Genomic DNA, 22,991 nt, shown 5'->3' on the forward strand with positions numbered 1-22,991 from the left:
ACGATTCAAGACAAACGGCGATAGATGGTGGGCACGGCGCAAGCGCGCCTTTGCCCACCCTACGGGCCGGTCCGCTTTGGGAATTTGATATGGACGTTTCGACGATCGAACATCGCAAGATGCGCGCGCGCGCCTGGTTCGAAGCCTTGCGCGACGACATTTGCGCCAGCTTCGAGCGGCTGGAGGACGATGCCCCGCAAAGCCTTTATGCGAGCGAGCCCGGCCGCTTCAAACGCACGCCCTGGCAGCGCACCGATCATACCGGCGCGCCCGGCGGCGGCGGCGTGATGTCGATGATGCATGGCCGGCTGTTCGAGAAGGTCGGCGTGCATTGCTCCACCGTGCACGGCGAATTCGCGCCCGAGTTTCGCGCGCAGATTCCGGGCGCGGCGGACGACCCGAAGTTCTGGGCCTCCGGCATCTCGCTGATCGCGCATTTGCGCAATCCGCACGTCCCTGCCGTGCACATGAACACCCGCTTCGTCGTCACCACAAAGGCGTGGTTCGGCGGCGGCGCCGATCTCACGCCGGTGCTCGACCGCCGGTGCACGCAGGAGGACGCCGACGCCATCGCCTTCCATGCCGCGATGGAGCAGGCCTGCACGCAGCCGAACGGCATCGCCGACTACGACAAGTACAAGACATGGTGCGACGAGTATTTCTACCTGCCGCACCGGAAAGAAGCCCGCGGCATCGGCGGCATCTTCTACGACTGGCACGACAGCGGCGATTGGGACGCCGACCTCGCCTTCACCCAGGACGTCGGCCGCGCCTTCCTGAAAATCTATCCTGACATCGTGCGACGCAATTTCGCAACGAGCTGGACCGCTGATGATCGCGAGGAGCAATTGGTCCGGCGCGGCCGCTATGTCGAGTTCAACCTGCTCTACGACCGCGGCACCATCTTCGGGCTCAAGACCGGCGGCAATGTGGAGTCGATCCTGTCGTCGCTGCCGCCGGAGGTGAAATGGCCATGACGACGATGAAGCCCGCAATGAGGCCGCTGCCGCGCGCCATGCTGATCGACATGGACGACACCATCCTGTCGGCCTATGGCCGGCCCGAGATCGCCTGGAACACGATTACAGCGGAATTCGCCGAGGAGCTTGCGCCGCTGCCGCCGCAACTGGTCGCGGCCACCGTGCTGTCCTTCGCACGAAATTTCTGGGCCAACGCGGAAGCCGCGTGGCGCATGAAGCTCGCCGAGGCCCGGCACCTCACCGTCAAGGGCGGCTTTGCCGCGCTCGCGGCTGCCGGCCATCGTGCCCTGCCCGACGATCTCGCCATTCGCCTGGCCGATCGCTTCACCAGCTATCGCGAGGAAGAGATGTTCGTCTTCCCCGGAGCGCATGATGCGATCGACGGATTGAAGGCGCTCGGCATCAAACTCGCGCTGGTGACCAACGGTGCGGCGGATACCCAGCGCGCCAAGGTCGAACGCTTCGAGCTGGCGCATCGTTTTCACCACATCCAGATCGAGGGCGAGCACGGCTTCGGCAAGCCCGAGGAGCGCGCCTATCTGCACGCGATGGACGCGCTCGGCGTCACCGCGGAAGACACCTGGATGATTGGCGACAATCTGGAATGGGAAGTCGTGACGCCGCAGCGTCTCGGCATCTACGGGATCTGGATCGACGTGCATGGCGACGGCCTGCCCGAAGGGTCGACCGTCCAGCCCGACCGCATCATCCGCTCGCTCGGTGAATTGTTGCCGGACCAGGTCTAACCAGGGCGCGAAGACAAAATATCGAAAACAACCCCATGCACAGTAGCGGGCTGCTGCAAATTCAACGACTTACGGATTTTACGAAACCCTTTGACTCGTCGGGCAAAACAGGGGCATGATGCCATTGTCGCGGCGCACGGAATGGAGATGCCCTGCGCAATCCATTGAACAGGCGTCATTGCCTCTCGTCATGGGACCGCTCCAGCTCAAGACTCTGTCATCGGCGTTTCAGCAGCCTGCGGGCGGATGCGCGCTGCCGCAACACATCCGCGGATTCCGCAGCCCGTGATCGGCGTGTCATGCCGACTTGCTAGCTTCTCCCGTCAATCAACTCGAAAGGACCATCCATGGAACTAAAAGCCGGCGATATCGTCATGCTGAAATCCGGCGGGCAGCCGCTCACCGTCGCGGACGTGAAGGGCGACGACGTGCTCTGTCTCTGGATGGGCGTGGAAGGCGATTTATTTCGCGAGACACTGCCGCTCGCGACCCTCGAGCGACTGGATGAGCTCGACGACGAAGACGAGGATGATGACGACGAAGACGAGGAGTAGGCGCGCCTAAGGCCGCGTCTACTTAGATTAGACTAGATCGGAGTACTCGGCTCCGGCGTGCGTGATGTCCGCTTCTCCGCCGACAACGGCGCGATAGCGGACATCGCTGGATGTCGCAGAAGGGCCCATCAACAGACATCGACTGCGCGTTTGTAGATCGCGGCTACGTCATCGCAAGCGGAGTTAAACCACGCGAGGGCATGCCGCGCTGCTCGGGCCGCCCGCCTGGCGGGCGCTGCACCTCATCGGCGGCTATTACCTCTGGTTCCAGTTCGTGGTGTCGTTCGGCAAGCGCGTGCCGGCGACGCCGCTCTATGCCGCATTCCTCATTCCGCTGCTCGCCGTGATGGCACTGCGGCTGATCGCGATGGCCGCCCATCCGCGCGGAGGGACCATCGCGGCGCGCTAAAGCGAGTTTCACCCCTGCGGCAGCAGCCCGAGCCGCTTGGCAATGATGCGGTCGAGTGTCCGTTTCGGCAGCATGGCGCCGATCAGATGGCGCAGCGGGTCCGGCGTGATCTGGTAACGCACCTTGGGGCTTGCCGCCGTCAGCGCCTCGAACACGATTTCGGCGATGCGCTCGGCGGGCAGGCCCTTGGCGCCGAGCTCCATCATGAACGCCATGACCTTGTTCAGCGCCGGCAGGTAGGGCGAGTTCTGGTAGACCGAGAGATCGATCTGCTCGGCCTTGCTCCAGATCGGCGTCTTCACCGCGCCGGGCGCGACGATGATGACGTCGATGCCGAACAGCATCAGCTCGCGGCGCAGGCTCTCCGACAGGCCTTCGATGGCGTGCTTGGAGGTGCAGTAAGGCGCCGACAGCGGATTGCCGTTCTTGCCGGCGACGGAGCTGATCATCACGATCCGCCCCTTCGGCCCCTTCAGCGACGCGTCTTCACCAAGCAGCGGCCCGAAGGCCTGCGTCGCGATCACCGGGCCGATGACGTTGATGTCCATCTGGCGGCGGAAATCGTCGACCGACAATTCGAGCACGGGACCGGCAACCGCGATGCCGGCGTTGTTGACGAGACCAGCCAGCGTCTCGCCGCCCAGCGCATCGCGCAGCTGGTGGCCGGCGGCCAGCACGGCGGCCTCATCGGTGACATCGAACAGGAGCGGGATGAAATTGGCGCCGAACTCGCCCTTGAGCCGGTCGGCATCCGCCTGCTTCCGAACACTGCCGAAGACGCGATAGCCGCGCCCGATCAAGAATTTCGCAATGGCCCAGCCGATGCCGGTGGACGCGCCGGTGATGACGACAGATCGCATGCTCTTCCCCCTCGAGTTCCCGCGATCATGTAGGAGGAAGGTGCCGGCGCGCAATGCTGCCCGGTTCTCAGGGGGCGCACGAATGATGGTCTTCGTCGGATAGCGCCTGCAAGAGGGAGCACTGGGTGTCGGTTCTTAGGATAAAGCGGCGCGCGAACGCCGCACGTCGACAGCAATCGCGCGATGAGAGTGTAGATGAAGAGTCGAATCTTCAAGCCTGAAGTCGCTGAAGTTTTTGCGTTTTCAACGCTTGCGCAAATTCGGAGAAAGGACGCTAGACCAAGAATGTGGATTAAGCGTCAGTTCTTCACACTCAGGCTGCGCTTCAACTCGCAAAGAATTTGCATGAAACAACAATGCTTCGCGCAAAAGGAAAGAGCGAGACCGCGGTTTGCGATCTCGCTCGAATATAGTCGCGAAGGTTTAAGAACTGGTTTGGTGAGCGAAGCTTTTGCTTCATCCGTCATTCCGGGGCGCGCGTGAGCGCGAACGCGGAATGACAGGGCTTAGTTCTTGCTCTTGTCGACCAGCGCGCCCTTCTTGATCCAGGGCATCATGTCGCGCAGCTTGGCGCCGACTTCCTCGATCGGGTGCTCGGCGAGCTTGGCGCGGGTCGCCTTGAACGAGGTCTGGTTGACCTTGTTCTCGAGCATCCAGTCGCGGGCGAATTTGCCGCCCTGGATGTCGGCGAGAACGCGCTTCATCTCGGCCTTGGTCTCGGCGGTGACGATGCGCGGGCCGGTGACGTATTCACCGTATTCGGCGGTATTGGAGATCGAGTAGTTCATGTTGGCGATGCCGCCTTCATAGATCAGGTCGACGATCAGCTTCACTTCGTGCAGGCACTCGAAATAGGCCATCTCGGGCGCATAGCCAGCTTCGACCAGGGTCTCATAGCCGCCCTTGATCAGCTCGACCAAGCCGCCGCAGAGCACCACCTGCTCACCGAACAGATCGGTCTCGCACTCTTCCTTGAAGGTGGTCTCGATGATGCCGGCGCGGCCGCCGCCGATGGCGGAGGCGTAGGACAGGCCGAGGTCATGGGCGTTGCCGGACGAGTCCTTGGCGATCGCGATCAGGCAGGGCACGCCGCCGCCGCGCTGGTACTCCGAGCGCACGGTGTGGCCGGGGCCCTTCGGCGCGATCATGAGCACGTCGAGGTCGGCGCGCGGGTCGAGCAGGTTGAAGTGCACGTTGAGGCCGTGCGCGAACACCAGGGCGGCGCCCTTCTTCATGTTGTCGTGCAGGTGCTCGCGGTAGATGTCGCCCTGGAGCTCGTCCGGGGTCAGCATCATGACGAGGTCGGCCCATTTGGCAGCTTCGGCGACTTCCATCACCTTGAAGCCGGCGTTCTCCGCCTTCGCGGCTGAAGCCGAGCCCTTGCGCAGCGCAATCGCCACGTCCTTGACGCCGGAGTCCTTGAGATTGAGCGCATGGGCGTGGCCCTGGCTGCCATAGCCGACGATGACGACCTTCTTGCCCTTGATCAGGTTCAGGTCGGCATCGCGATCGTAATAAACACGCATGGTCGTTTCCTCGTTCAGGGCCAGAATCGGCCAATGGTCAGTGTCCGAAGGGTGAAATTTGCGGATTTCGGGGGCTGTCTAGAGCATTTTCAGCCCCTAGGGAAACCCGTTTCTGCATGGAAATCCGCGACATCATGCATCCATGAAAACGGGGTAGAGGGAAGCAAGCAGCAGGATCGCCATCAGGATGTTGAAGGCGCGGACCAGCCGCTCGGAGGTCAGGACCGGCCGCAGTGCGGTCCCGAACAGCGCCCAGACCACGGTCGAGACCGAGCCCACGAGCAGGCTGATCAGGGTCTGGATCGCGATGTTCAGGGGGAACTGGGCGATGGCCGCGTAGGCGGTGATGGTGCCGATCACGATCACCCAGCCCTTGGCGTTGATCCACTGGAACATGGCTGCGCCCCAGAAGGTCATCGGGCCGCGGGCGCTCTCCTGGCTCGGCTTGGCGGGGCCGGAGAAGGCGATCACGGCGGCAAGATAGATCAGGTAGGCGGCGCCGGCATATTTCAGGATGGTCTGGAGGATGGGATAGGCCAGGAACACGGTGCCGAGCCCGAGACCGACGGCGCCGATCATGAAGGCGAAGCCGATGGTGATGCCGGCGATATGCGGAATGGTGCGGCGGAAGCCGTAAGTCAGGCCCGAGGACAGCAGCATGATGTTGTTCGGCCCGGGCGTGAAGAACATCACGACGGCGAAGATGAGGAAAGCATAGAGCAACGATTGGGACATGCTCACCTCACGCTGCCTTCGGCAGGGGCTGCGGGCGCTTCGCCAGCACCATCACGGCGATACCGCCGACAACAGTCAGCATGCCGGCGAGCCGGAGCGGTCCGAACCGCTCGCCGAACACGACGCTGGAGGCGGCCGAGCCGACAAAGGGCACCAGCAGCGCGAACGGCACGACTTGCGCGGCGGGATAATCACGGAGCAGTCGGCCCCACAGCCAGTAAGCGATGCTGGTGGAGATGGCGCCGATCACCAGCAGACAGACGAGGCCGGTCAGGGACATGTGCGTCAACGCTGTCCAGGTTGGCACTGGACCATTGGCGATCAGTGCCAGCACGAACAGCGGAACGGCGGCGGTAAGGCACAGCCAGGCGAACAGATCGAACATCGGCACAGTTCGCGCGCCCCGCAGCAGAAGATTGCCGGCCGCAAAGCTGATCGGCGAGATCATCAGCACCCCGAACGCAGCCACGCTGAAATCATAGCCGACTGTGCCGCAGATCATCAAAAGACCGACTGCCGCGATGACGATGCCCAGCGTCTGCGCCAGCGTCGGCCGCTCGCCGAATGCCAGCGCGGCGAAGCCGATCGTGAACAGTGCCTGGCTCTGCACGACGACACTGGTCAGCCCCACTGGCACGCCGTGGGCGATGCCATAGGCCTGGCTCAGGAACTGGCCGAGAAAAAGCGTGAAGCTGATCGCGATCAGGAGCGACCAGGCGATCTTCGGCTTGGGAATGAACAGACACGGCACCGCGGCAATGGTGAAGCGCATTGCTGTCATCAGCTCCGGCGAAAACTCGTCGAGCGCGATCCGGCTCGCTACAAAGGCAAGCCCCCAGATGATCGCCACCATGAGGGCGATGAGAATATCGGCCGGCTTCATTGTTGTTCTCGGTTCTGCCCTGTCGTGCAGCCCTGTTGTTGTCGTCTAGCCTTGCTCGCCGGCTTTCGGTTTCCGCAGCAGATAAGTGCCGTGCATCGGGGAATGGTAATCGGCCGAGACCAGCGTGAAGCCAACATCGGTCAGCATCCGCTCCATCACCCAGCCGAAGGTGGAATATTCGTCGCGCATGTGCGTGACGACGCCTTCGCGCGAAAAATCATGGTTCTTGATCTCAAAGTCGGCCCATTGGTCGACGTCGCGCTCGATGGCATCAGGCATCGAGGCGTAGACAATGTCGCGCAGATAGAAGCTGGCGCCCGGCTTCAGTGCACGATAGATCCGCGACATCGCCACCGCCTTCCAGAAATCCGGCAGATGGTGCAGCGTGAACTCGCTGACGATCAGGTCATAGGACTCCGGTCGGTAGGCGAAGCTGAGCAGGCCGGCGGACTGCGTCGCGACCTTTGCCTTGCGGTCGCGCGCATAGATCTCGGCGAGCGCCAGCATCGCCGGCGAGATATCGATGGCGTCGACCTCCGCGCCCATCAGCGCTGCTTCCGTCGCCAGCACGCCGTTGCCGCAGCCGATGTCGGCGATCCGCCATCCCCGCTGCAAGCCAAGCATTTTCAGCGCGGCGCGCGCGCGCAGATCGGCATCCTCGTGGCTGTCGTAGATCGAGGCAACCGCGGGCCCGATGCCTATCCGGTTCCGCTCGTTATAATACCAGTCGCGCGCCAGCATGGTTCACATTCCTTCAGGCCCGCGGCCGATCGCGGCAACGCCGGTGCGCGACACCTCGACGAGGCCGAGCGGGCGCATCAGGTCGATAAACTGATTGATCTTGTCCGTATTGCCTGTGATCTCGAACACGAAGCTCTCGGTGGTTGCATCGATCACCCTGGCACGGAAAGCATCGGCGAGGCGCAGCGCCTCGACCCGGTGCTCGCCCTCCCCGCGCACCTTCACCATCGCAAGCTCGCGCTCGATCGAGCGCTTAGTCAGCGTCATGTCGACTACCCGATAGACCGGGATCATGCGATCGAGCTGATGCTTGATCTGCTCGATCACCATAGGCGTGCCCGTGGTGACGATGGTGATGCGCGACAGATGCTTCTGACTCTCGGTCTCCGAGACCGTGAGGCTCTCGATGTTGTAGCCGCGCCCGGAGAACAGCCCGATGACGCGCGCGAGCGCGCCCGGCTCGTTCTGCACAAGCACCGACAGCGTATGCGTCTCGTTGGGATCGTGGCGGTCCTCGATGAAATAGGCGGATGCGGGCTGGTTCATGATCGTCCCCTCTTGTCTCTCCGTCACGCCATCGCTGGCGCGTCCGTCCCGACCCAACGGTGGAACAGATCGAAATCGATATTGCCGCCCGACAGCACGAGACCGACGCGCTTGCCTGGCAGCCTGGTCTTTTCCTGAAGCGCCGCGGCGAGCGCGGCAGCACCCGCGCCTTCGGCGAGATTATGCGTGTCGGTCCAATAGGCGCGGATCGCGGCGGCGACCTCGTCGTCGGAAACCTGCACCATGCGCGCGGCACCTTTCCGGATCACCGCAAAGGCTTCCGCGTCGGGGATGCGCGTCGCCATGCCGTCGGCCAGCGTGTTGCTGGTCTCGGTGGTGACGATCATGCCGGCCGCAAACGACAACGCGTAGGACGGTGCTTCGGTCGACTGCACGCCGATGATCTCGGTCTTCAGGCCCAGGAGGTCGCGCGCCATGATGCAGCCGGAGATTCCAGAGCCCTGCCCGATCGGCACATAGAGAACATCGAGATCTGGCGCCGTCCGGAACAGTTCGAGCGCATAAGTCGCAACGCCCAACACGAGATCAGGATGGAACGACGGCACCATGTGGAACCTGGCAAATTGCGCGCGTCGCTCGGCTTCCTCGCGGGCGGCCTGAAAGTCCTCGCCATGCTCGACGAGCTCCGCGCCAAACGCCTTCATCGCCCGGTTCTTCTCGACCGAGTTGCCGTGCGGCACGTAAATCACTGCCGGTACGCCGTGGCGGCTCGCGGCAAAGGCCAGACTCTGGCCATGATTGCCCCGCGTCGCCGAGATGATGCCCGGAACGTTCGGTCGCTCGCGCTTCAGCCGATCGAGATAGACGAGACCGCCGCGCACCTTGAAGGCGCCGGTCGGCGTGTGGTTCTCGTGTTTGACCACGACCTGCGTGCCGAGCCGCTGGCTCAGCAGTGGCCAGGTGTACGCCGGCGTCGCCGGCATCGCCTGCCCCACGATCGCATGTGCACGCTCGAGCTCCGTCAGGTCGAACATTTTACCTTCCCATCAACCATCTCTCGCAACTATCATCCCCGCGAAGGCGGGGATCCAGTATTCCAGAGACCCCTGAGAGTGATCGAGAGGCCGCGGCGTACTGGATCGCCCGGTCAAGCCGGGCGATGACAGCGGAAATTGTGACCATCACGCTCACACCAGCGCCTTGCCGCCGGCAAACGCCTTGGCCGTGGCCTCGTCGTTCGCCTGCTCCGGCAGTAGCATTTCGTTGTGCGCCTTGCCGGAGGGGATCATCGGGAAGCAGTTTTCCAGCGCTGCGACGCGGCAGTCGAACAGCACCGGGCGCTTGACCGAGATCATCTCCTGGATGGCGCCATCGAGATCGGCAGGCTTGTGCACCTGGATGCCGACGCCGCCATAGGCTTCCGCGAGCTTGACGAAATCCGGCAGCGCTTCGGAGTAGGAATGCGACAGCCGGTTGCCGTGGAGCAGCTGCTGCCACTGCCGCACCATGCCCATGTACTGGTTGTTCAGGATGAATATCTTGATCGGCAGTTCGTACTGAACCGCCGTCGACATCTCCTGCATCGTCATCTGCACCGAGGCGTCGCCCGCGATGTCGATGACGAGGCTGTCCGGGTGGGCCACCTGCACGCCGACGGCGGCCGGCAGGCCGTAGCCCATGGTGCCGAGACCGCCCGACGTCATCCAGCGATGCGGCTCCTCGAAGCCGAAGAACTGCGCCGCCCACATCTGGTGCTGGCCGACTTCCGTCGTGATGTAAGTGTCCTTGCCGCGTGTCGCCTCGAACAGGCTCTGGATCGCGTGTTGCGGCAGGATGACGTCGTTGCTCTTCCTGTAATAGAGCGAGTTGCGGGCGCGCCACTGCGCGATCTGCTGCCACCACGCCTTGACGTCGGGCTTCTTCGCCTCCGCCTTGAACACCTGGAGGATGTCGCCGAGGATGTTGCCGCAATCACCGATGATCGGCACGTCGACGCGGATGTTCTTGTTGATCGAGGACGGATCGATATCGATGTGGATCTTCTTCGATCCAGGCGAGAACGCATCGACGCGGCCGGTGATGCGGTCGTCGAAGCGCGCGCCGACGCACAGCATGACGTCGCAATCATGCATCGTCATGTTGGCTTCATAGGTGCCGTGCATGCCGAGCATGCCCAGCCAGTTCTTGCCCGACGCCGGATATGCACCGAGACCCATCAGCGTGGAGGTGATCGGGAAACCGGTGACCTCCACCAGTTCGCGCAAGAGCTTGGTCGCCTCGGGGCCGGAATTGATCACGCCACCGCCGCTGTAGATCACCGGGCGCTTGGCGTTGGCGAGCAGCGCCACGGCCTTGCGGATCTGCGTCGCGTCGCCCTTCACGCGCGGCGCATAGGACCTGTGTACGTCAGACTTGCGCGGCGGATGATAGGTGCCGGTCGCGAACTGCACGTCCTTGGGCACGTCGACCAGCACCGGACCGGGGCGGCCGGAGGTCGCGACGTAGAAGGCCTCGTGCAGCACCTTGGCGAGATCGTTGACGTCGCGCACCAGCCAGTTGTGCTTGGTGCAGGGCCGCGTGATGCCGACCGTGTCGCACTCCTGGAACGCGTCGTTGCCGATCAGATGCGTCGGCACCTGGCCGGAGATGCAGACCAGCGGGATCGAGTCCATCAGCGCGTCGGTCAGCGGCGTCACCATGTTGGTGGCGCCGGGTCCGGAGGTCACCAGCGCAACCCCCGGCTTGCCGGTCGAGCGCGCATAGCCCTCGGCGGCGTGGCCCGCGCCCTGCTCGTGGCGGACCAGGATGTGCTGGACCTCGCTCTGCTGGAAGATCTCGTCATAGATCGGAAGCACGGCGCCGCCGGGATAGCCGAAAATGTCGGTCACACCATGATCGATGAGCGCGCGGACGATCATCGCTGCGCCGGTCATCTGGTTCGGATCGTGGCTCTTGTCGCTCATTGGCTTGCTCCGGATGCGCTGTTGTCAGCGGCTTCGTTCGTGTCGCGTTCGGGAAATAAAAAAGGCCCCGAAGAGGGCCCATGCACACCGCCTGTCATGTGGATGGCAGCTAGCCACCCCCGGCGGTGTGCCTGGGTACGACGGCGATAAGGAGTTTGGTAATAATGTTACGCATGGCGCTGCCCGGCTTCCCAAAGGTTGCGCGAAACATAACGGCCAAAGCCTGGATGTCAAGGCAATGCGGCCGTTCCCGCGCGATTTCGGCAGTGTAGCGGTGTTCCCGGACTTCGGCGAGAGGTAAAATCGGGAACCCGGCACAAAAGCACGTCAATCCGGGTCCCGGCCGCATTCACGATGCGGCGAGCCACCCTCTCGCCTCCTCCGGCTTCACCCATTCGAATTCGGGCAATTGGTGCCGGAACCAGGTGAACTGCCGCTTGGCGTAGTGGCGGGTGTCGGCCCGGCCGATCGTGGCCGCCTCCTGAAGGCCGAGTTCACCGCGCAGATGCCGGATCAAAGCCGGCACGCCATGGGCCTTCATGGCCGGCAGCAGCGGATCGAGGCGCCGGGCGGCAAGCCGCTCGACCTCCTTCAGCGCGCCGACACCGAGCATGGCATCGAAGCGGGCATCGATACGGGCATAGAGCTCGTCGCGCTCGGGGGCGAGAAACACCGCGCGAAAGCTGTCTTTGGGCAGCAGCGGAGGCTGGCCTTCGTGGTGCCAGTCAAGCAGCGAACGGCCCGTCGCTTCGACCACTTCGAGCGCGCGGGCGATCCGCGTCCGGTCGCGCAGGTTCAATCGTTCGGCGGCGCGCGGATCGCGGCGTGCAAGTTCCTCGTGCAGCGCCTCGACGCCGTTCCGCTCCAGCCGCGCGCGAACGTCCTCACGTAATTCGGCGGGAATCGGCGGCACCACGGAGAGGCCCGCCGTCAGCGCCTTGAAATAAAGCCCTGTGCCGCCGATGAAGATCGGCAGGCGGCCTTCGGCTCTCGCCTCTTGCAGCGCCTTCGCGGCGTCGGCCACCCAGGCGCCGGCCGAGAAATTCACGGCCGCATCGACGTGGCCGTAGAGACGGTGCGGCGTGCGCGCTTCCTCGCCATGTGTGGGGCGCGCGGTGATGATGCGGAGGTCACGATAGACCTGCATGGAATCGGCATTGATGACGACGCCGCCCGCGCTCATGGCAAGCTCCAGCGCCAGCGCCGACTTGCCGCTGGCGGTCGGGCCTGCGATAAGCACGGCCTTGCCAACATGCCTTCTGCTGACTTGCCCCTCGCTCACGAAAACCTCAAAATGTCCCTCGTCGCCACGCTGATCTGCAACCCCGAGAATCCCGCACTCGATAGCACCGTCGTCGACGGCGCCCGCGCCGTGCTGCCCCAGGCCCAACCGGCGCACTGGTTGTTCGACGGCGTTGCAGTCGACGTGGCCTTCGGCGCCGACAGTAACCTCGAAGGCGACCGCCACGCCATCGAACAACGGTTGCGCGAACTTCGCGGCGACCTGCCCATCGACATCGTGGTGCAGCCAGTCGGCTTCCGGCGCAAGAAGCTTTTTCTCGCCGACATGGATTCCACCATGATCGGCCAGGAATGCATCGATGAGCTCGCCGATCTCGTCGGGATGAAGGCCCACGTGTCCGCGATCACCGAACGCGCGATGCGCGGCGAGATCGAGTTCGAGCCGGCGCTGCGCGAGCGCGTCGCGCTTCTGAAGGACCTTCCTGCCAACGTGGTCGACGAGGTGCTGGCCAAGCGCATCACATTGACCCAGGGCGGCAGCACGCTGGTCGCGACCATGCGCGCGCACGGCGCCTATACCTGCCTGGTCTCCGGGGGCTTCACCCTGTTCACAAGCGCCGTCGCGGCCAAGATCGGGTTCCAGGAGAACCGCGCCAACGAGCTCGTCGTGCGCGACGGCAAATTCACCGGGGAGGTGAAGGAGCCGATTTTGGGGCGCGCAGCAAAGCTTGCGACGCTGGTGGATTTGATGGAATCGTTTGATCTCGACGACATCGACTCCGTCGTGGTCGGCGATGGCGCCAACGATCTCGCGATGATCCAGGCGGCGGGGCTGGGCGTGGCGTATCACGCGAAGCCCGCGGTCGCTGCTGCGGCGGCTGCACGGATCGATCATGGCGATCTCACCGCGCTGCTCTATGCGCAGGGGTATCGACGGGACGAGTTCGTGGAAAGCTGACACGCACGTCGTTCCGGGATGGTGCGAAGCACCAGACCCGGAACCTCAAGATTCCGGGTTCGATGCTTCGCATCGCCCGGAATGACGGATGAAGCTACTGCACGCTCAGCGCCACAAAGCGCAGCTCGCCGTCGCCGTTTGACACCAGCAGCAACACCGACTTCTTGCCGTCCTTCTTGAGCTGGTCGACCCGCTTTTGGATGTCGGCGCCGCTTGAGACGGACTCCTGTGCCACCTCGACGATGACGTCGCCGGCAGAGAGGCGCTTCTCGGCAGCGTCCGAATTGGCGTCGACATTGGTGACGACCACGCCCTTCACGCTGTCCTTGATCTTGTAGCGCGTGCGCAAATCCTTGCTGAGCGCCGCAAGATCGAGGCCGAGCGCCTTCTGCGTGACGGTCTTTTCCGGCGCGGGCTCGTCGGTCTTCACCGCGGCCTGCACCTTCTCGGGATCCTGGAGACGGCCGAGCGTGACCTTCTTGATCTCCTCCTGGCCCTTGCGGATGATGACGACATCGACCTCCTTGCCGACCGCTGTGTCAGCGACGACGCGGGAGAGATCCTTGGGATCCTTGACGTCCTTGCCGTCGAACTTGACGACGACGTCGCCGGGCTCGATGCCGGCGGGCTTGGCCGGCCCCTTGTCGTCGATGCCGGCGACCAGCGCGCCGCGCGCGGGCTTGATGTTGAGGCTCTCGGCGATCTCGTCGGTGACGCTCTGGATGCGCACGCCCAGCCAGCCGCGGCGCAGTTCGCCGAACTGGCGGAGCTGGTCGACTACGGCAACAACCGTCTTCGACGGCACGGCAAAGCCGATGCCGATCGAGCCGCCGGAGGGGGAGATGATCAGCGTGTTGACGCCGATGACATCGCCATCGAGGTTGAACAGCGGACCGCCGGAATTGCCGCGGTTGATGGAGGCGTCGGTCTGGATGTAGCTGTCATAGGGCCCCGAGGAGATGTCGCGGTTCTTGGCCGAGACAATGCCGGCCGTCACTGTGCCGCCGAGACTGAAGGGATTGCCGATCGCGACCACCCAGTCGCCGAGGCGCAGCTTGTCGGAGTCGCCGAACTTCACGGCTACCAACGGCTTCGTCGGCTTGAACTTCAGCACGGCAAGATCGGTCTTCTTGTCGACGCCGACCAGCTCGGCCTTGATCTTGGTGCCGTCGTTGAGGATCACGTTGATCTCGTCGGCGTCAGCGATGACGTGGTTGTTGGTGACGGCAACGCCTGATGTGTCGATGATGAAGCCGGAGCCGAGCGAGTTGGTCTTGCGGGGCGGGTTGTCACCGCGCTCGCCGCCCTTGCTGCCGCCGCCGGGACTGCGACGATTTTTGAAGAAGTCGTCGAAGAACTCCTCGAAGGGCGAGCCGGGCGGCAGTTGCGGCATGGTGTTGCTGCCGCCGCCCTTGGCTTCGACCGTTTGCGAGGTCGAGATGTTGACGACCGCGTCGATCACCTTCTCGGCGACGTCAGCGATGCCCTCCGGTCCGCGCGCAAGGGCCGGCGTGCCGAAGGCGCTGAATGCACTGACGGCGAGCGCGACCAGCCCTAGGCGCAAGCGGGTCGGGGCAATGGTGGCAGCAGTCATTGGTTTCTCCAGAGAACAGGATTCGGCGCCAAGGATATGCCTCCAAGACTGCGCTCGAACGGGGGGACGGCGCAAGCGCGGAGCTTAACGGCCCTCGAGACCCGGATAATACGGCGAAAACCGGTCTCTCGCCTTCACTTTGGCGTTGGCGTGCCTAAATCGGGCGGCGCATAACCCAGATCAAGACCAAGCCGGCCACGGCCGAACCGATCCCAACGGCCCGCAGGATATTGTCCGGCGTGGCGATGGCGCTCTTCATGGCCTTGCGCATCCAATTGGGACTTGCCGCGAACATCAAGCCTTCGAGCACGAACAGGATGCCTAGGCCGATGAGGAAGTCGGCGAACGCAATGGACCTCATCGGATTGGAACCTCCCGTTATGCTGTTCTTGTCTGGACGAAGGGCGGCAGAACTGCCGCCCTCTGTCGCGCTTACGGATTGGCCGGTGTCCCAGTCGCCGTCTTGCCGCTCGGGTTACTGAAATACCGGAAGAAATCCGAGTCGGGGCGCAGCAGGAAACGGGTGTCGCTCGAGCGCAGCCCGTTCTCATAGGCCGTCATCGAGCGGTAGAAGGCGAAGAAGTCCGCATCCTTGCCGTAGGCTTCGGCGAACAGACGGTTGCGCTCGGCGTCGCCCACGCCGCGTGTCTGCTCGGCGGTCGAATTGGCTTCGGCAATGATCACCGTTGCCTCGCGATCGGCCTTGGAGCGGATCTCCTGCGCCTTCTGACCGCCCTGCGCGCGGAACTCGGCGGCTTCACGCTGACGTTCGGTCTGCATGCGCTGGTAGACCGCCTGGCTGTTCTGCTCCGGCAGATCGGCGCGGCGGATGCGGACGTCGACGACCTCGATGCCGTAGCCGTCGGCCTCGTGGTCGAGCTGCTCGCGGATGCGGCCCATCAGCTTCTCACGCTCGTCACGTACCACGATGATGAAGTTGACCTCGCCGAGAACACGGCGCAGCGCCGCGTTCAGCAGCGACGTGAGCTGGAGGTTGGCGGCCTGGATCGAGCCGACACTCTGATAAAAACGCAACGCGTCCTTGATCCGGTAACGCGCGAAGGCATCGACCACGAGGCGCTTCTGGTCGGAGGCGATGACCTCCTGCGAGGGATTCTCCAGATCGAGGATCCGCTTGTCGATATTGATTACGGAGTTCCAGGGCGCCTTGAAGTGCAGCCCGGGGTCTCTGACGACGTCCACCGGCTTACCGAACTGCAGCACGATGGTCTGCTCGGTCTGTTGCACCGTGAACAGCGACATGTAGGCGACGATCAGGACCAGGAGAAGTCCGAGAAGCGCGACGATACCTGTGACCGGAGACCTCATCGGCTGCCTCCGCTCGACTGCTGGCCGGCCGTGGAGGACGGCCGCTTGGGCGTCAATTCGCTGAGCGGGAGATAGGGCACGACGCCCTGACCCGAGGAGCTTCCGTCATAGATCAGCTTCTCCGAGCCGCCGAGCACGCGTTCCATGGTCTCCAGATAAATCCGTTCACGCGTCACGTCGGGCGCCTTCTTGTATTCGTCGTACACCTTCAGGAAGCGCGAGCTCTGGCCCCTGGCCTCGGCAACCGCCTGTTCCTTGTAGCCTTCGGCCGCCTGCATGATCTGCGCCGCCCGGCCGCGCGCTTCCGGCACGATCTTGTTGGCGTAGGTCTGCGCTTCGTTCTGCAACTGCTCGAGGTTGGCGCGCGCCGCCTGCACGTCACGGAACGCATCGATCACCTGGGCGGGCGGGTCGACCTTCTGCATCTGCACCTGGGCGATCTGGATGCCGGCGCCGTAGCTGTCGAGCGTCTTCTGCATCAAGTCCTGCACAGTCGTTTCGGTCTGCGTCCGCGCCCCGGTCAGGATCGGCTGGATGTTGGAGCGGCCGATCACCTCGCGCATCGCGCTCTCGGCGACGGCCTTCACGGTGCCTTCGGGGTTCTGGATGTTGAACAGGAAGTTGCCGACGCCGTTCGGCTTGATGCGCCAGAGCACGGTGAAGTCGACGTCGACGATGTTCTCGTCGCCGGTCAGCATCAGGCTTTCTTCCGGCACGTCGCGGATCGAGCGGCCGCGCCGGGCCGGATCATCGATCAACGTCATGCCGATGGAGATTGTGGAGACACGCAGCGCCTTCGGCAGCAGCACGGTCTCGATCGGATAGGGCAGATGATAGTTCAGGCCCGGATCCACGGTCCGCACGTGCTTGCCGAAGCGCAGCACCACGCCCTGCTCTTCGGACTGCACGCGGAAGAAGCCCGAAAGCAGCCAGAGCGCGATGATGATGAGCAGGATCAGCGTGATGCCGATGCCGGAGAAATACCCGCCCGGCATGATCTGCTGGAGGCGGTCCTGACCGCGCCGCAGAAGATCTTCCAAATCCGGCGGTCTCGGCCCGACCGGTTGCGGGCCGTTGCCCCATGGTCCCTTCGGACCCGAGCCCCACGGGCCACCGCCCTGATTCTTCCACGGCATTCGATGCTCTCCTCGGCAGGGAGGAATTGCCCCCGCCCGCTTGGTCCGGTCCGGCTTTATAGGGGACAGGCAAGTCCCTTACAACGCGGCCCGGGCTGTCTTTCGAGCTATGCTCGGGCACGAAAAAGTCAATGTAAACATTGACAAATGCGGTTAATGGCCCGCCCGCCGACGATATGTCACATAGGAGTAGTCGGCGCTGTCGTCAGGTCCGGCGGGATGACGGATGCGCGCCGTCTCCTCCCATTCCGCCCGGTCGATGTCGAAATACGTGTCGCCTTCGGGGCGCGCATGCACTTCGGTGATTTCGAGGCGATCGGCGGCATCGAGCCATTGCCGATAGATCTCGGCGCCGCCGATCACGGCGATCTCGGCGACCGAACGCCGCAGGGCATCGCCGCGCGCGACTGCGCCTGCATCGGCAGCCGATGTCGTGACGATGGCACCATTGGCGCGATAATCCGCATCCCGCGTGATGACGATGTTGGTACGGCCCGGAAGCGGCCGGCGCAGGGATTCGAAGGTCTTGCGGCCCATGATCACGGGCTTGCCGATCGTGAGCGCCTTGAAGCGCGCCATGTCGGATTTCAGCCGCCACGGGATCGCGTTGCCGGCGCCGATGACGCCGTTCTCCGCGATCGCGACGACGAAGACGATCTCCATCAGGACGCGCTCCCGGCAAGTCGTGCCAGCGCGGGGCCGGTGACTCGGCACAGCGTCCAGTCATCCATCATCACCGCGCCGAGCGATTTGTAGAAAGCGATCGACGGCGCGTTCCAGTCGAGCACCGCCCATTGCAGGCGCGACCAGCCATTGTCGACGCATTCCTTTGCGAGATAAATCAGAAGCGCCTTGCCGAGGCCCCTGCCCCGATGCGACGGCCGCACATAAATATCTTCGAGATAAATGCCGTGGCGGCCGCTAAAGGTGGAGAAATTCACGAACCACACCGCAAAGCCGACGGGCTCGCCGTTCCATTCGGCGATCGCGCAATGGACTTGTGGGCTTTCACCGAACAGCGCGTCCGCGATCATCGCCTCGGTCGCCTCGACCTCGTGCGCAAGCTTTTCATATTCAGCAAGCTCGCGAATGAAAGCCAAAACAAGCCCGGTTTCGCCCGGGCGCACGCGACGAATGTTGAGCGACATCGCTTTAAACCGCCCGCATGATCATATCGGAAAACCGCTGCACACTTTTCCGGATCATGCGCTAGACCGCGACTTCCGCCTTGATGTGCGGATGCGGATCGTAGCCGACCAGCTCGAAATCCTCGTAGCGGAAGGAGAAGATGTCCTTCACGTCGGGATTGATCCGCATCGCCGGCAGCGCACGCGGCGCGCGCGTGAGCTGGAGCCGCGCCTGCTCCAGATGGTTGGAGTAGAGATGGGTGTCGCCAAACGAATGCACGAAGTCGCCGGGCTTCAAGCCGGTGACCTGCGCGACCATCATGGTGAGCAATGCATAGGAGGCGATGTTGAAGGGCACGCCGAGGAAGACGTCGGCCGAGCGCTGATAGAGCTGGCACGACAGCTTGCCGTTGGCGACGTAGAATTGGAACAGGCAGTGGCACGGCGGCAACGCCATCTTGTCCACCTCGGCCGGATTCCAGGCCGAGACGATCAGGCGGCGCGAGTCCGGATTGCGCTTGATCATGTCGACGACACCAGCGATCTGGTCGATGCTGCGCCCGTCAGGTGCGGGCCAGGAGCGCCATTGGTGGCCGTAGACCGGGCCGAGATCGCCATTGGCGTCCGCCCACTCGTCCCAGATGGTGACGCCGTTGTCGCGCAGATATTTGATGTTGGTGTCGCCCTTCAGGAACCACAGCAGCTCATGCACGATCGCCTTCAGCGGCAGCCGCTTGGTGGTCAGCATCGGAAAGCCGGCGGACAGGTTGAAGCGCATCTGATGGCCGAACACCGACAGCGTGCCGGTGCCGGTCCGATCGGTCTTCTCGGCGCCGTCTGAAAGAATCCGCTCGAGCAGGTCCTGATACTGATGCATGTGCCAAAAACCTTTAGGAAGACGGCAGCCTTTGGGGAGGCGGTGAACTTAGCGGCCGTCCCCGCGCTGCGACAGCGGCGATTCGCCATCCATACGCATTATACCCGGAAAAAATGAGCGTTCCCGGGGCAAACGACAAGGGGCGGGACTTCAGTGTCCCGCCCCTTGCCTATCAGCTTGTTCCAGCTGGCTAACTTGCCGGCTTGAGCACCGGCGCGCCGACGTAGGGCGGCGCGGCGCCCTCAGTTTTCGGATTCGGTGAACACCTCGTCGCGCTTGGCGCGCAACGCGGGCAGCACCGTGAGCACCAGGAGGAAGGCCGCAATCGCGAGCAGCACGGCCGACAGCGGACGCGTCAGGAACACGCTCCAGTCGCCGCGCGAGATCAGCAGCGCGCGGCGCAGGTTCTCTTCCATCAACGGTCCAAGCACCATGCCGAGTAGCAGCGGCGCCGGCTCGAAATCGTGCTTGATCAACCAATAGCCGACGAGACCAAACACGCCCGCGAGGATGACGTCGACCGGCGCGTTGTTCACCGAGTAGATGCCGATCGCGCAGAAGATCACGATCGAGGGGAACATCAGCCGGTAGGGGACGCGCAACAGCCGCACCCAGATTCCGACCAGCGGCAGGTTGATGATGATCAGCATCAGATTGCCGATCCACATCGAGGCGATCATGCCCCAGACGAGCTCCGGCTGCTTCTGCATCACCTGCGGGCCCGGCACGATGCCGTGAATGGTCATCGCGCCCACCATCAGCGCCATCACGGCGTTCGGCGGGATGCCGAGTGTCAGTAGCGGGATGAAGGAGGTCTGTGCCGCGGCGTTGTTGGCGCTTTCCGGCGCCGCCACGCCCTCGATCGCGCCGCGGCCGAACCGCGACGGATTTTTGGCGATCTTCTTCTCGAGCGTATAGGACGCAAAGGACGCGATGACCGCGCCGCCGCCCGGCAGGATGCCGAGGATCGAGCCGAGGACGGTGCCGCGCAGGATCGCAGGCGTCGAGTCGATCAGGTCCTTCCTGGTCGGCATCAGGCCGGTGATCTTCTGCTGCACGAGGTCGCGGTTCATCTCGGCGCCGGCATCGAGATTGCGGATGATCTCGGCGAAACCAAACACGCCCATCGCTACCGTCGCGAAGCCCAGCCCGTCGGCGAGCTCCGGAATGTTGAACGCCATGCGCGAGGCGCCGGTCTCGATGTCAGAGCCGACCATCGACAGCAACAGGCCGAACACGATCATCGCGATCGCTTTCAGCACCGAGCCCTTGGCCAGCACCACCGCGAAGATCAGGCCGAGCACCATCAGCGAGAAATATTCGGCCGGACCGAACGCCAGCGCGAGCTTGGTAAGCGGCGCACCGAGGATGGCGATGAGCACGGTCGCAACGCAGCCGGCGAAGAATGAGCCGATCGCCGCGATCGCCAGCGCCGGGCCGGCACGGCCCTGCTTCGCCATCTGGTGGCCGTCGATGGCCGTGACGACCGATGTCGCCTCACCGGGAATATTGACCAGGATCGAGGTGGTCGAGCCGCCGTACTGAGCACCGTAATAGATGCCGGCGAGCATGATCAGCGCGCCAACCGGCGGCAATCCGAACGTGATCGGCAGGAGCATCGCCACGGTTGCGACGGTGCCGATGCCCGGCAGCACGCCGACAAGCGTGCCGACCAATGCGCCAATCAGGCACATGAGAATATTGATCGAGATCGGGAGCGACAGGCCGTAGAGCCACCAGGGTGACCACCAGGAGATCTGAAACACCACGCCGAAACCGAGGCCCAGATTGTGGAAGAGATCGAACATCACACCCTCACTGAACCAGGAAGCGCGGGAACATCGGCATCGGCAGCCCGAGCACGTAGGGGAAGAGCAGCGCGCAGCCGAGCGTCAGGCAGGCGCCTACGATGATCGCTTCGACCCAGCGCGTCTCATGCGTGCCCGTCGCCGCGATCATAAAGCTCGCGAACGCCGTAACCACCACCCCAAGCGGACGAATCGCCAAAGCGAAGAAGACGATCGAGACCATCACGAACAGGGGCCCGCGCCAGGCATAGTGCGCCATCCCCGGCCCATCGGTCAGCAGTCCCGTCAGCGCGATGCCGGCGCCAAGTGCGACGAGCAGCCCGCCAAACATCCGCGGCGCCGTGCCTGCGCCAAAGGAGAAGCCGCGCATACCCTGCAAATCGCTGGAGGCCCACAGCGCGAACAAGGCGAGCGCCATCAGAACGATCCCGCCGACATAGTCCTGTGCCGACCTGATCGTCATGAAGATCGTGAGGATCGCCACCGCAAACAACGGATAGGAATAGATCAGCGCCAGCAGCACATCCGACGACGCCTTCTTGGTGTCACCGCCGACCGCTCCCAGCAAGGCGCCGGGGGCGCCCGCGAGCAGCGCCGTTGCATGGCTGATCACGACGGTGGATGGGCCGCGCCCGGCGCCCCAGCCAAGGATCGTTCCGATCGACCAGATGAATTCGAAAATCTGCGGCGCTATCGCCAGCAGGCAGAAGCCGAGCGCCACCGACGTGTTTCTTTTGGCAGTCGCTGAGTGGCCCATCGTATCGGCCATGCATGTCTCCTCCGCGACCCGTAAGTCACGAGCACTGTTGTTCTAATCGGCTGGAAATAGATCCCCCGCCCGGCTCACTGCCTAGCGATTTTCATTACACAATGCCAGCAAAACCCAACAGGCCCCCGGCGAGCAAAAGCCATAGTGGATTGATGCGCGAGATGGATGCCACCACTGCAACCACCGCGGTCAGTAGCAGCGCAGCAACGGTGCGATCGGTCGACTGGGCGAGGATCAGGGCGCTGGCTGCCATCAATCCGATCGACAGCGGAACCAGTGCAGCCTGAATCAGGCCGGGCCAGCGCGATTGGCCCGGCCGGTTCAGAAGCCGGCTGACATAATAGGCAAGCAGCGCCGTCGGCAAGCACATCGCCAGCGTCGCTGCCAGCGCTCCAGGGATGCCGGCGACGGCATAGCCGATTAACGTGACGATAAGCACGTTCGGACCCGGTGAGAGCTGCGCGATCGCATAGGCGTCGGCGAACTGCTTGTCGGTCATCCAGTGATGCACCTCGACCGCGATGCGGTGCATCTCGGGCACCGCCGCCGCCGCGCCGCCGACCGCGAACAGCGACATCAGGCCAAAGGTGGAGATCAGCGCCCAGATCGGGTTCTCGGCGTTCATGCCGCTACCTTCCGCCGATCAGGAAGGTCACGCCGATGCTGACGGGAATCGCGACCAGCAGCACCGCCTGAAGCGGCAGGCGGAGCACCCCGATCGCTACCAACACCCCGACCATGAGAATGAGCACGACAATGTCCATCCGCTTGAGCAATGGCATCATCATGCGGAAGACCACCGCGATCAGCAGCCCGACCGCCGCGCAGGAGATGCCGGCAAGGCTGCGGCGCAGCACATCCACATCGCCAAACCGGGCGTAGATGATCGCAAGCACGGTCATGATCAGCGTCGGCGGCAGCAACAGTCCGGCAAAGGCGGCAACGCCGCCCGCGATCCCGCGCAGCCGCGCGCCGAACACCATCGACAGGTTGACGATGTTGGGCCCCGGCAGGAAATGACAGAGCGCAAAGGTCTCGTTGAACTCGTCCGCGCTCATCCAGCGGTGCTGATCGACGATGGCGTGGCGGGCAAACACCAAAACCCCGCCGAAGCCGGCCAGCGACATCCGCGCGAACGCCAGGAACAGCGCGACGAGGCCGGGCGGAGGGGCCTGGGCGGCGGGGATGTCCGGCTCGTGGGCGGCCGGTGCTGAATCCGGGGACATGTCAGGAGCTTAGAGCGGACG

Annotated in this window: 25 protein-coding genes and 1 pseudogene; 6 read left to right on the forward strand and 20 right to left on the reverse strand. The window is 63.8% G+C overall.

The features are described 5' to 3' along the window. The first annotated feature begins 89 nt into the window (after positions 1–89). From hemF to IVA80_RS11415, 4 genes and pseudogenes are all read left to right on the forward strand, one after another. Positions 90–977, forward strand: coding sequence for an oxygen-dependent coproporphyrinogen oxidase (hemF, locus tag IVA80_RS11400; RefSeq protein ID WP_247429259.1), 888 nt, complete (start codon positions 90–92; stop codon positions 975–977). After that, positions 968–1,726 carry an HAD family hydrolase gene (locus tag IVA80_RS11405; protein WP_247429261.1) on the forward strand — a complete coding sequence of 253 codons (759 nt, stop codon included), beginning with the start codon at positions 968–970 and terminating at the stop codon, positions 1,724–1,726. Before hemF ends, IVA80_RS11405 begins: the two co-directional genes overlap by 10 nt. Before the next feature lie 347 nt (positions 1,727–2,073). Beyond that, positions 2,074–2,280, forward strand: coding sequence for a DUF2158 domain-containing protein (locus tag IVA80_RS11410; protein WP_247429265.1), 207 nt, complete (start codon positions 2,074–2,076; stop codon positions 2,278–2,280). Between the two features lie 202 nt (positions 2,281–2,482). Beyond that, positions 2,483–2,689, forward strand: a pseudogene (locus IVA80_RS11415) (hypothetical protein); the annotation flags it as partial. Positions 2,690–2,697: 8 nt separating this feature from the next. Here the strand turns inward: IVA80_RS11415 and IVA80_RS11420 are convergent. Next, positions 2,698–3,549, reverse strand: coding sequence for an SDR family oxidoreductase (locus IVA80_RS11420; protein WP_247429269.1), 852 nt, complete (start codon positions 3,547–3,549; stop codon positions 2,698–2,700). Positions 3,550–3,744: 195 nt separating this feature from the next. On the opposite strand from IVA80_RS11420, the gene IVA80_RS11425 reads away from it, so the two are divergent. After that, positions 3,745–4,032: a hypothetical protein gene (locus tag IVA80_RS11425; RefSeq protein ID WP_247429272.1), complete on the forward strand. Its 288-nt coding sequence runs from the start codon at positions 3,745–3,747 to the stop codon at positions 4,030–4,032. Between the two features lie 23 nt (positions 4,033–4,055). On the opposite strand, the gene ilvC is transcribed toward IVA80_RS11425, so the two are convergent. From ilvC to miaA, 8 genes are all read right to left on the reverse strand, one after another. Beyond that, positions 4,056–5,075 (reverse strand): ketol-acid reductoisomerase, encoded by a 1,020-nt coding sequence (ilvC, locus tag IVA80_RS11430; protein ID WP_247429275.1) that lies wholly within the window; start codon positions 5,073–5,075, stop codon positions 4,056–4,058. 132 nt (positions 5,076–5,207) lie between these two features. Further along, a complete protein-coding gene (locus tag IVA80_RS11435; protein WP_247429278.1) occupies positions 5,208–5,810 on the reverse strand; it encodes a LysE family translocator in 603 nt (200 codons plus the stop codon). 7 nt (positions 5,811–5,817) lie between these two features. Beyond that, positions 5,818–6,693, reverse strand: coding sequence for an EamA family transporter (locus tag IVA80_RS11440; protein ID WP_247429281.1), 876 nt, complete (start codon positions 6,691–6,693; stop codon positions 5,818–5,820). 45 nt (positions 6,694–6,738) lie between these two features. Then, the gene (locus tag IVA80_RS11445; protein ID WP_247429283.1) at positions 6,739–7,434 is read right to left on the reverse strand and encodes a class I SAM-dependent methyltransferase; all 696 of its coding nucleotides are present in this window, start codon (positions 7,432–7,434) and stop codon (positions 6,739–6,741) included. A 3-nt stretch (positions 7,435–7,437) separates the two neighbouring features. Further along, positions 7,438–7,980 (reverse strand): acetolactate synthase small subunit, encoded by a 543-nt coding sequence (gene ilvN, locus IVA80_RS11450; protein WP_247429286.1) that lies wholly within the window; start codon positions 7,978–7,980, stop codon positions 7,438–7,440. Between the two features lie 23 nt (positions 7,981–8,003). After that, the gene (locus tag IVA80_RS11455) at positions 8,004–8,975 is read right to left on the reverse strand and encodes a threonine dehydratase (protein ID WP_247429290.1); all 972 of its coding nucleotides are present in this window, start codon (positions 8,973–8,975) and stop codon (positions 8,004–8,006) included. A 153-nt stretch (positions 8,976–9,128) separates the two neighbouring features. Beyond that, entirely contained in the window at positions 9,129–10,904 is a 1,776-nt protein-coding gene (locus IVA80_RS11460; RefSeq protein ID WP_247429293.1) for an acetolactate synthase 3 large subunit, read from the reverse strand. Positions 10,905–11,253: 349 nt separating this feature from the next. Beyond that, entirely contained in the window at positions 11,254–12,186 is a 933-nt protein-coding gene (miaA, locus tag IVA80_RS11465) for a tRNA (adenosine(37)-N6)-dimethylallyltransferase MiaA (protein ID WP_247429296.1), read from the reverse strand. Positions 12,187–12,198: 12 nt separating this feature from the next. Here miaA and serB point away from each other — a divergent pair, with 12 nt between their 5' ends. Continuing rightward, entirely contained in the window at positions 12,199–13,104 is a 906-nt protein-coding gene (gene serB / locus IVA80_RS11470; protein WP_247429299.1) for a phosphoserine phosphatase SerB, read from the forward strand. Positions 13,105–13,198: 94 nt separating this feature from the next. Here the strand turns inward: serB and IVA80_RS11475 are convergent, their stop codons facing one another. From IVA80_RS11475 to IVA80_RS11525, 11 genes are all read right to left on the reverse strand, one after another. Continuing rightward, positions 13,199–14,698, reverse strand: coding sequence for a Do family serine endopeptidase (locus IVA80_RS11475; RefSeq protein ID WP_247429302.1), 1,500 nt, complete (start codon positions 14,696–14,698; stop codon positions 13,199–13,201). A gap of 154 nt (positions 14,699–14,852) precedes the next feature. After that, positions 14,853–15,059 carry a DUF2065 domain-containing protein gene (locus tag IVA80_RS11480; RefSeq protein WP_025038031.1) on the reverse strand — a complete coding sequence of 69 codons (207 nt, stop codon included), beginning with the start codon at positions 15,057–15,059 and terminating at the stop codon, positions 14,853–14,855. Between the two features lie 71 nt (positions 15,060–15,130). Continuing rightward, a complete protein-coding gene (locus IVA80_RS11485) occupies positions 15,131–16,027 on the reverse strand; it encodes a protease modulator HflC (protein ID WP_247429306.1) in 897 nt (298 codons plus the stop codon). After that, positions 16,024–17,163 (reverse strand): FtsH protease activity modulator HflK, encoded by a 1,140-nt coding sequence (gene hflK / locus IVA80_RS11490; protein WP_247429309.1) that lies wholly within the window; start codon positions 17,161–17,163, stop codon positions 16,024–16,026. Before hflK ends, IVA80_RS11485 begins: the two co-directional genes overlap by 4 nt. Positions 17,164–17,316: 153 nt before the next feature. After that, positions 17,317–17,826, reverse strand: coding sequence for a dihydrofolate reductase (locus IVA80_RS11495; RefSeq protein WP_247429312.1), 510 nt, complete (start codon positions 17,824–17,826; stop codon positions 17,317–17,319). Next, complete coding sequence (locus tag IVA80_RS11500) at positions 17,826–18,311, reverse strand: GNAT family N-acetyltransferase (RefSeq protein ID WP_247429315.1); 486 nt, start codon at positions 18,309–18,311, stop codon at positions 17,826–17,828. Before IVA80_RS11500 ends, IVA80_RS11495 begins: the two co-directional genes overlap by 1 nt. Before the next feature lie 61 nt (positions 18,312–18,372). Beyond that, positions 18,373–19,167 (reverse strand): thymidylate synthase, encoded by a 795-nt coding sequence (locus IVA80_RS11505; protein ID WP_247429318.1) that lies wholly within the window; start codon positions 19,165–19,167, stop codon positions 18,373–18,375. Positions 19,168–19,409: 242 nt separating this feature from the next. Then, positions 19,410–20,975: a tripartite tricarboxylate transporter permease gene (locus IVA80_RS11510; protein ID WP_247429321.1), complete on the reverse strand. Its 1,566-nt coding sequence runs from the start codon at positions 20,973–20,975 to the stop codon at positions 19,410–19,412. Positions 20,976–20,982: 7 nt separating this feature from the next. Then, positions 20,983–21,744, reverse strand: a complete 762-nt coding sequence (locus IVA80_RS11515) for a tripartite tricarboxylate transporter TctB family protein (protein WP_247429324.1) — start codon at positions 21,742–21,744, stop codon at positions 20,983–20,985. Positions 21,745–21,838: 94 nt separating this feature from the next. Continuing rightward, positions 21,839–22,369, reverse strand: coding sequence for a chromate transporter (locus tag IVA80_RS11520; protein WP_247429327.1), 531 nt, complete (start codon positions 22,367–22,369; stop codon positions 21,839–21,841). Between the two features lie 4 nt (positions 22,370–22,373). Continuing rightward, entirely contained in the window at positions 22,374–22,970 is a 597-nt protein-coding gene (locus tag IVA80_RS11525) for a chromate transporter (protein ID WP_247429330.1), read from the reverse strand. Between the last annotated feature and the right edge of the window lie 21 nt (positions 22,971–22,991).

This window comes from Bradyrhizobium sp. 139, from assembly GCF_023074175.1.
In the GTDB taxonomy this organism is placed as follows: Bacteria; Pseudomonadota; Alphaproteobacteria; order Rhizobiales; family Xanthobacteraceae; genus Bradyrhizobium.